The sequence below is a fragment of the Sedimentibacter saalensis genome (assembly GCF_007830175.1).
GTDB lineage: Bacteria > Bacillota > Clostridia > Tissierellales > Sedimentibacteraceae > Sedimentibacter > Sedimentibacter saalensis.
Genome location: NZ_VLKH01000018.1, coordinates 1 through 9,177, shown reverse-complemented (window position 1 = coordinate 9,177; position 9,177 = coordinate 1). Strand labels below are relative to the sequence as shown.

The 9,177-nt window shown below is 37.0% G+C and carries 8 protein-coding genes and 1 pseudogene; 7 read left to right on the top strand and 2 right to left on the bottom strand.

The features are described from left to right. From LY60_RS18075 to ord, 6 genes and pseudogenes are all read left to right on the top strand, one after another. A pseudogene (locus LY60_RS18075) lies at positions 1-309 on the top strand (2-amino-4-oxopentanoate thiolase subunit OrtB); the annotation flags it as partial. Positions 310-392: 83 nt separating this feature from the next. After that, complete coding sequence (locus LY60_RS17730; RefSeq protein WP_019228193.1) at positions 393-743, top strand: ornithine aminomutase subunit alpha; 351 nt, start codon at positions 393-395, stop codon at positions 741-743. Positions 744-756: 13 nt separating this feature from the next. Continuing rightward, a complete protein-coding gene (oraE, locus tag LY60_RS17725) occupies positions 757-2,952 on the top strand; it encodes a D-ornithine 4,5-aminomutase subunit OraE (protein WP_145087072.1) in 2,196 nt (731 codons plus the stop codon). Beyond that, positions 2,952-4,310, top strand: a complete 1,359-nt coding sequence (locus LY60_RS17720) for a GlmL-related ornithine degradation protein (protein WP_145087069.1) — start codon at positions 2,952-2,954, stop codon at positions 4,308-4,310. Before oraE ends, LY60_RS17720 begins: the two co-directional genes overlap by 1 nt. A 1-nt stretch (position 4,311) precedes the next feature. Then, on the top strand, positions 4,312-5,379 hold the full coding sequence (gene orr / locus LY60_RS17715) for an ornithine racemase Orr (RefSeq protein WP_145087066.1): 1,068 nt from the start codon (positions 4,312-4,314) through the stop codon (positions 5,377-5,379). A gap of 485 nt (positions 5,380-5,864) precedes the next feature. Continuing rightward, on the top strand, positions 5,865-6,923 hold the full coding sequence (ord, locus tag LY60_RS17710; protein ID WP_145087063.1) for a 2,4-diaminopentanoate dehydrogenase: 1,059 nt from the start codon (positions 5,865-5,867) through the stop codon (positions 6,921-6,923). Between the two features lie 295 nt (positions 6,924-7,218). Here ord and LY60_RS17705 read toward each other — a convergent pair whose 3' ends face one another. Further along, a complete protein-coding gene (locus tag LY60_RS17705) occupies positions 7,219-8,301 on the bottom strand; it encodes a glycosyltransferase (protein WP_145087060.1) in 1,083 nt (360 codons plus the stop codon). A 142-nt stretch (positions 8,302-8,443) separates the two neighbouring features. On the opposite strand from LY60_RS17705, the gene LY60_RS17700 reads away from it, so the two are divergent. Beyond that, positions 8,444-8,821, top strand: coding sequence for a GtrA family protein (locus LY60_RS17700; protein WP_145087057.1), 378 nt, complete (start codon positions 8,444-8,446; stop codon positions 8,819-8,821). A gap of 54 nt (positions 8,822-8,875) precedes the next feature. On the opposite strand, the gene LY60_RS17695 is transcribed toward LY60_RS17700, so the two are convergent. Next, positions 8,876-9,177: IS3 family transposase (locus LY60_RS17695; RefSeq protein WP_170226291.1), on the bottom strand; the 302-nt coding region annotated here is incomplete at its 5' end.

Genomic DNA, 9,177 nt, shown 5'->3' with positions numbered 1-9,177 from the left:
GTTCAGGAAACAGAATACACAGGAGCAGGCAAGCACATTCAGCCGCAGCTGTCATTTGCAAGATCAAACGGCATAGAAATAAAATTTGGAAATCCAAAAGATGAAGTGCCGGGAACAAACATAATACTGCCTGAACATCCATCAATGATAAAAGCTGAAGATGCAGATTTAACACACATGAGAAAGTCACTTATTAAAAATGCAGTAGAAAATTATAAAGTAACACCAACTGAAGCTGACATAGCATTCCTTGCAGAAGAGACAAACACAAATGTTGAATTTGTAAAAGAAGTATTAGCTTCATTATAAAAAATTAAAATAAATAAGGCGTATGAAATGCATACGCCTATTTGCAGATTAAAAACTTTTAAAAATGCAGGAGGAGCAAAAATATGAAAAGAGCCGACGATTTCGAACAAAGAAGAGTTCATTTGGCAAATCTTTCAGACGAAGAATTATATGATAGATTTTGGAATTTGGCAGAACAAATAGTAGACCCTCTACTTGAATTGGGAAAAAAGAATACAACTCCATCAGTTGAAAGAAGTGTCCTTTTAAGAATGGGATTTTCAAGCCTTGAAGTTAAACCTATTGTTGAAGGCGTTATGAACAAGGGTTTAATGGGAAAAGGTGCTGGAAATGTTGTGTGGAGATTATCTAAGAAACTAGGTATTTCAGTGCGTGAAGCCGGTCTTGAACTTGCTAATGGAAGACACTGGGATGACGTAGATTCATTATTTTAAGGAGGGCATATAGATGAAACTTGATCCTAACAAAAAGTTAGATATAAAAGAATTATTAAAAGACTTGGACAAATATGAACCAAAGAGACGCGGCTGGCACTGGAGAGAAGGAAGAAATGAAAACAGGACTATCGGCGACTTCGAATACCATGAAACTTCAGAAAGCCTTACAAATTCAGTTCCGCTTCCTGGAAGCCGTGGATTTGGATATATCGATCCTCAGCCGGACTGCGTAATCACTACTGAAATTGCTTCAGGAAGATTTGAAGATGACATTAGAAGAATGCGTATGGCTGCTTGGCACGGTGCTGACCACCTGATGGTTATAAGAACTGCAGGACAGTCACACATTGATTCACTTCTTGAAGGAACAAATCAGGGTATCGGCGGTATCATGGTTACAAGAAAGCAAGTTAGAGCAAGCCGTAAAGCTTGTGATTTAATAGAAGAAGAAGTTGGCCGTCCAATTAACTTCCACTCATACATTTCAGGCGTTGCAGGTCCTGACATTGCTGTTATGTTCGCTGAAGAAGGCGTTAACGGTGCTCACCAGGATCCTCAGTACAATGTGCTTTACAGAAACGTAAACATGGTAAGAAGCTTTGTTGATGCATGTGAAGCAAAGAAAATAATGTCATGGGCTAACATTCTTCAAATAGACGGAGCACACAATGCTAATGCAACAGCTATGAAAGCATGGAAAGTTATGCCTGAACTTATGGTTCAGCATGCAATTAACTCAGCTTTCTCAAGAAAAGTTGGTATTAAACCTGAAAATATTGCATTGTCAACAGTTCCTCCTACAGCTCCACCTGCACCATGTATGAGACTTGACTTACCGTATGCAGTTGCTCTTCGTGACCTGTTCAGAGAATATAAGATGAGAGCTCAGCAAAACACAAAGTACATGGAATCAGATACTCGTGAAGCTGCAGTAACTCACACTATGAACATGATGATTTCAAGACTTACAAGTGCTGATATTCAGTCAACAATCACTCCTGATGAAGGAAGAAACGTGCCATGGCATTATAACAACATCGCCGGAATAATGACTGCTAAACAATCTCTTACAGGTATGGATGGCTTAAGAGAAATGGTTAAGCTCGACAGAGACGGAGTTTTAGGCAAAGATGTAAGAGAACTCAAGGAAAGAGCAATATTGTTCATGGAAGAAGTTCTTGAGGTTGGAGGATTCTTTAAAGCTGTTGAACAAGGATTCTTTGTTGACAGCGGTAAATATCCTGAAAGAAACGGAGACGGTATAGCTCGTCAAATAGAAGGCGGTATCGGATACGGTTTCATTTATGAAAGAGATGAAGATTACTTTGCTCCTGTTTCTGTTCACTACGGATACAACAATATTCCTAAGGAGTTTGCTAAAGCAAGCGACGCCATAGGAGGAGATACTTTTGAAGACCGTTCAAAAATTATCTACATTGATGAATTAGATGAACATGACAATGTCAACAAGAGACTTGAAGAAGCTGAAAAATATTATGATACAAATCTTGTAAAACCAGAAGTTGAATGGAGAGCCGACGGTACTGTTCTTCTTTCCATATTCCTTCCTCTTGATGAAAGAACTGCTGAATTTGCAGCCATAAAATGCGGAGAAAAAATGGGTCTTGAAGATGTTACTGTTGTTCACAAACAGTGCCTTCACCCATCAGAAGGAACTTACTGTGAAATCAAAGGAAGAGTTAACTTTGACATTGATGTTAATGAACTGGTAATCCCAGAAAAAGTTGAAGTGCTTTCTGTTGAAGAAATAAGAGCTGATATACAGGAAAAACCAATGTTTGTTGTTGCTGCTACTGTAGGCGAAGACGAACATTCAGTTGGACTTAAGGAAACGCTGGACATTAAACACGGCGGTATTGAAGGATTTGGTATTAAGTATGAATATCTTGGAACTTCATGCCCTGTTGAAAAATTAGTTGATGCTGCCATCGAAACAAATGCTGATGCAATATTGGTAAGCACAATTATAACTCATGATGATGTACACATTAAGAACATGAGAAAAATACATGAACTTTGTATAGAAAAAGGTATAAGAGACAGAGTTATGATAGTTTGCGGCGGAACTCAGGTTAACAATGAAATTGCCGTTGAAGCTGGAATGGATGCCGGATTCGGAAGAGGATCCCACGGTATTGATGTTGCAAGCTTCCTGGTAAAAAGAAGAAGGGAAATGAACGCATAGTGAAAGTAAATGTATTGGTAGCCGAAATAGGCAGCACCACTACAGTAGTTAATGCATTCAATGGAATAGGCACTTCCTGCCCGACATTTGTCGGGCAAGGTCAGGCGCCTACGTCTGTTCTTCAGGGGGATGTTACGGTTGGTCTCAAGGGTGCTATTAACGACTTGAAGAAGAATCTCAATGCAGACGAAATAACATGGGATGACATGCTGGCTACAAGCAGTGCTGCTGGTGGTTTAAAAATGACTGTCCATGGTCTTGTTTATGATATGACTGTTCGAGCAGCTAAAGAAGCAGCTCTTGGCGCCGGAGGAATCATCAAGATGATTACTTCAGGCAGGATGAGAAAGACTGATTTAAAGAAAATACAGGAAATAAGCCCCAATATTATTCTTGTTGCAGGCGGTGTGGATTACGGTGAAAGGGAAACAGCTCTTTACAACCTGGAAATGATACTTTCCATGGGACTTAAAACACCCATCATATATGCAGGCAACATTGAAAACCAGGAAGAAGTGCGCCTCATGTGCGAGGAGGCGGGCAATCAGGTATATATTGTGGAAAATGTATATCCGAAAATCGATACATTGGTTGTGGAACCCACAAGAAAAATAATACAAGATGCATTCGAGGAACACATCATCCATGCTCCCGGCATGAGCAAGGTGAGGGAGCTGGTAAAGGGCCCAATAATTCCTACGCCAGGAGCTGTTATGGAAGCAGCAAAAGTATTGAAGGAAGAGTTGGGGGATCTGGTAATCTTTGATGTTGGGGGAGCAACAACAGATGTGCATTCTGTAACAGAAGGGTCAATTGAAATTAATTCAATTTTAATTAGTCCGGAACCGGTTGCCAAACGTACTGTTGAAGGTGACCTGGGAGTATATGTAAATGCAAATCACGTTGTGGAAAAAATAGGAATGGATAATTTGAAAAAAGAATTTCCGGACGCGGAAGCAATTTTGGCAGATTACAAACCTATACCACAAACAGCAAGAGAAATGCAGTTTGTTGAAAGACTCACAAAAGAAGCAGTCCTCACATCACTTGAAAGACATGCGGGGCATCTTCGATATTTCTATACAGCTTCAGGCAAGAAGACTGTTGCTGAAGGAAAAGACCTTACTGCAATAAAATATATAATAGGCACCGGCGGGGCTTTAACAAGGCTTCCGGGCAAAAAAGATATACTGGAACTCATAAAGCATCATGGCAAGGAGCAGGAACTGTATCCTACAGAATTAGCACAGATACTTATAGATGAAGATTATATTTTATCATCTCTTGGAGTGCTTTCTAAAAGTTATCATGACGATGCTCTTGCTTTAATGAAAAAAAGCTTATTTATAGGAGATTGATATGTATCCTAGATTGGTAGTAGATTTAAAAAAAGTAAAAAATAATCTCGACAAAATCACGGAAATGGTGAAGGGCTCAGGATGTTCCTTGATGATTGTAACAAAAGGATACTGCGCAGACATGGAGATTTACAAGCTGTTGGAAAATTCGGAAATTGATTATCTGGCTGATTCCAGAATTCAAAATTTGAAAAAGTACCATGGAACAAAAAAAGAAAGAGTTCTTTTAAGGCTTCCCATGATTTCTGAAGCAGAAGATGTAGTTCTTCACTCTGACATTTCACTAAACTCTGAAATAGAAACAATTAAGCAGTTAAACAATAATGCAGCTAAACACAACAAAACACATAAAATACTTCTCATGATAGATCTTGGTGATTTAAGAGAAGGAATATTTTATAAAAATGAAGATGAAATTTATGAGACTATCGATGAAATATTGAAGCTTGAAAACATAGAGCTTTACGGTCTGGGCGTAAACCTCACTTGTTATGGAGCTGTAATACCAAAGAATGAAAATCTTTCGATTTTAGTTGAAACAGCGTCAAAAATAGAAAATAAATTCAACATAAAACTTAAAATGATATCCGGCGGAAATTCAAGCTCTGTCTACCTTATAGGCAAAAATGAACTTCCAAGGGGTATAAACAATTTAAGAGTAGGTGAAGCATTTCTGTTAGGTGATGAAACTGCTTACAGTCAAATGCTTGATGGATTTTATGATGATGCATTTATTCTTGAAGCTGAAATAATTGAATTAAAGGAAAAACAATCTGTGCCCGTGGGAGAAACCGGAGTTGATGCTTTTGGAAACAGACCGGTTTATGAAGACAGAGGCATAATAAAAAGGGCCATAATAGCAGTAGGAAGACAAGACGTAGATCCTGACAACCTACATCCTATAGACTCTAAAATCGACGTATTAGGAGCAAGTTCTGACCACTTGATACTTGATGTTACCAAATCCGACACCCCTTACAGTGTTGGAGATAAAGTAAGCTTTAAAGTGAGCTATTCAAGTTTATTAAGAGCCACAACTAGTGCCTATGTTGAAAAAACATACAAATAAGTTGCTCCGCAACTCCGCTAGGGGGACCTATGTCCCCCTTCGGCGTAAAAACGCATACGCGTTTTTACTGAGCACCCCCCTTAACGGCAAGGACGTCCCGTCCTTTGCAATCCTCGTTTATATACGAGGAAAGAGGACTTTCCTCGTATATAAAAAATGCAGGGAAGAAACAGTGTTTCTTCCCTTGTTTTATGCAGAGATTGTATATAAAATAACAAAATGATGTCGAAACGCAAATATACATTCAATATTTGTAATAAAATGCAAAATAATTTGCTCTAGTGCAAAATATTTTGCATTTATTTTATTGGATTTTAATCATAAAAATTCAATAAAAATCGAAAATAAAATCATACATGATTTTAGTATTAATTTTCATTGAAAATTCAATAAGTTTAAAAATATTAAAAAAATATTTTTCACATAAAAAGTTGGCACGAGAATTGCTTAGTATATATGCAGATATAAAATTTAGGAGGAAACAAATGCAAAACGTAAAAGTAGTAATATGGGGACTGGGAGCAATGGGCTCGGGAATGGCGAGAATGCTTTTAAATAAAAAAGGCGTTGACATAGTAGGAGCAATTGATATTGGCAATAAGCTTGGAAAAAGCATGTACGAAGTTATAGGAGTAGAAAGAAGAGGAAGGGCTGAAGTTATTGTTAAAACTCCGGAAGAAACAATCACTGAAAAATGTGCTGATGTTTGCTTATGTGTAACAGATTCATTTACAAGCAAAGCTTTTGATAAATTCAAATTTGTAATGGAAAATAAAATAAATGTAGTTTCAAGCGCTGAAGAGATGGCATATCCTATGGCTCAGGAGCCAGAACTTTCAAAGAAGCTTGATGAAATAGCAAAGGAAAACGGAGTATCTATTCTTGGCACAGGAATTAATCCTGGGCTTATTATGGACCTTCTTGTGGTAATTATGACGGGATGCTGCGAATCAGTAGATGAAATCACAGCTAGAAGAGTAAACAGTCTGTCACCTTTCGGACCTACAGTTATGGAAGAACAGGGAATTGGCATATCTCTTGATGAATTTAACAGAAAAGTTGAAACTAACAGCATGTCTGGACATGTTGGATTCCCGGAATCTATCAGTATGATTGCTGATGCCATAGGCTGGAAGGTTGATAAAGTAGAGCAGACTATGGAGCCAATACTTACAGATGTGGACAGAAAATCACCATACGGCTTTGCAAAAGCAGGCAACGTAGCCGGAGTTGCAATGAAGGGATTCGGTTATGTAGATGGAAAAATGAAAATTGAAATGGACCATCCTCAGCAAATAGAACCTGAGCAGGTTGGGGTAAAGACCGGCGACTATGTAATAATTAAAGGAACACCAAACATCAACATGGTAAATTCACCGGAAGTACCGGGAGGCATTGGAACAATAGCAATGTGCGTAAATATGATACCGCAGGTCATAAATTCAAAACCAGGACTGCAAACAATGATATCATTGCCGGTTCCAAGAGCAATAATGGGAGACATGAGAGAGCTTATAGATCCTGAACGAAAAGTTGTAAAATAACATATAATAAACAGGATATTACTTCCGCTTAGGTTGATGACGGTTCAATATGTAGGGGAGGACTACTGTCCTCCCGAAGATATAAAATTATTGGCTTTTCAATACGGGCGGATACAAAATCCGCCCACACAACTTGATAATATTTATTTTCACTGTGAATTCGATATTCAGTTTTGTAGGGGAGGACCTCGTGTCCTCCCGGATATACCAAAATTATTGAATTATCAAAACGGGCAGATACAAGATCTGCCCCTACGATTGTGGAAAATTAGTTTATCAATAGCCAAAGAGGAGATTATCTCCTCTTTGAATTTTTTGCTTTTCTTATTCTTATTTTTTCAACACTTACGGTATCAGGATTTGTATAAAAGAGAAGATTTCTTATGACAATCCTTTCTTTTGCTGCTTCTTCCCTGCTTCTTAAATCCTTCAGATTTTCAAAGTTGTAGAGTTTTGCACGCTGCAGCACTTCCTTTAGTTTATTGTCTTTTATAATGTATTTTGCTGCCTTCATTCTGTCGTTTAGCTTGGCGCTGTTGTTTAAATATATTTCGTTTCCCACAGCACAGGCAGCCATTGCAATATATCTTGAATCAAGCCTGTTTCTCATATATTCGTTTAATTCGGCATCTTCTAAAATTTCTTCAAGCTTGTTGTGAACTTTAACCAGGTCCTGCCACATTTTTTCATTGTATGTATGCAGTGAAGAACTTTTGTTTTTCATGTAATGATAGTACACTCCGTGGTCAATGCATGCCTTGTCGCAGTAAATAAGAGCCTGGACGTTGAAAATCAAGTCTTCCATAATTGTTATACCCGGCGTAAACCTGAGTTTGAACTTTTCTATGAAGTCTCTTTTGTACAAGCATCTCCAAACACAGCCCATTACATTGTAATACTTAGGCAGTATGTCTTCAATTCCTATCATGTTAGCTATGAGTTCATTTATTATATCCAGTTTTCCAAGAAAATCCTTGTTGAATTTAAGCGTCTTTATTGTGCTTCCAAGCTTTGAATCCTTTGAGTAATTACAAAAAGCAATGCTGCAGTTGAATTTTTCAATTGTGCTGTACATATTTTCATACATGTTTTTTTCTATCCAATCATCAGGATCCACAAAACCTATGTACTTGCCGGAAGCATAGTCAATACCGGTGTTTCGGGCAACAGAAACCCCTTCATTCTTTTTGTCAATAATAATAATCCGACTGTCCTTTTTTTGATAATACTTGCATATTTCAAGGCTGTTATCAGTTGAACCGTCATTGACAACAATAATTTCAATTTCCTTTAAGCTTTGAGATAAAATGCTTTCAAGGCATCTGCTTAAATATTTTTCCACATTGTACACAGGAATTACTATGCTTATTATATTCATTTTTATCACCCTATATATTGTTGTAATTAAATTATATCATCCCTATAAAAATTTTCAACACGAGATAAGAAAATGTTTAAGTTTACAGTTTGGTTCAATTGTGCAATAATATTAGTGTAAAATTTAAGCTGCGGGGAGTCATATGAATAACAAAATGTCGAGAGAACTCATATCCTACTTAGTTGCAGGAATAATGACAACACTGGTTAATTTTTTGATATATTATGTTTTGATTTTTTTTGGAATTGAATACAAAGCAGCAAATACTACAGCATTCTTAATATCTGTTATTTTTGCATTTTTTATTAATAAAAAGTATGTTTTTTTAAGCAACAAAGAATCTACTAAAGAATTTATGAAATTTTTCACCGGAAGAATTTTTACATATGTACTGGATATAGGAACCATGATGGTTCTTGTTGAACTTCTAGGTGTCAGTTTATATTCGGCAAAAATATGGGCAAATGCAGTTGTAATGGTATCAAATTACCTGTTAAGCAAGTTCTGGATATTTAAATAAAAATCCTCTTGTGAACAGACACTTGTCAAGTAGACAGGTAATTTAATTAAAATGTTATGCACATATGGATGTATGGTTTCGATATTCTAAAGGAGCCATGCATCCTAGTCTTTTTTGAAATCTTTTTTCATTGTAAAACTCAATATACTTAACTATTTTCTCCTTTAATTCTTCAAGTGTTTTGAACTTTTTCCCATAAAACATCTCAGTTTTTAATATGCCAAAAAATCCTTCCATAGGTCCATTATCTATGCATTTTCCAACTCTAGACATACTTTGAATCATTCCAGCTTCTTCAATCTTTCTTTTGAAGGTATTCCCTGTATATTGGAACCCTCTATCGCTGTGAAATATGG

What these genes read in the sequence shown, in the direction of transcription:
- LY60_RS17700 (WP_145087057.1), top strand. Translation starts at nt 8,444, where the DNA reads ATGAATAACAAAATGTCGAGAGAACTCATATCCTACTTAGTTGCAGGA.
- LY60_RS17730 (WP_019228193.1), top strand. Translation starts at nt 393, where the DNA reads ATGAAAAGAGCCGACGATTTCGAACAAAGAAGAGTTCATTTGGCAAAT.
- ord (WP_145087063.1), top strand. Translation starts at nt 5,865, where the DNA reads ATGCAAAACGTAAAAGTAGTAATATGGGGACTGGGAGCAATGGGCTCG.
- orr (WP_145087066.1), top strand. Translation starts at nt 4,312, where the DNA reads ATGTATCCTAGATTGGTAGTAGATTTAAAAAAAGTAAAAAATAATCTC.
- oraE (WP_145087072.1), top strand. Translation starts at nt 757, where the DNA reads ATGAAACTTGATCCTAACAAAAAGTTAGATATAAAAGAATTATTAAAA.
- LY60_RS17705 (WP_145087060.1), bottom strand. Translation starts at nt 8,301, where the DNA reads ATGAATATAATAAGCATAGTAATTCCTGTGTACAATGTGGAAAAATAT.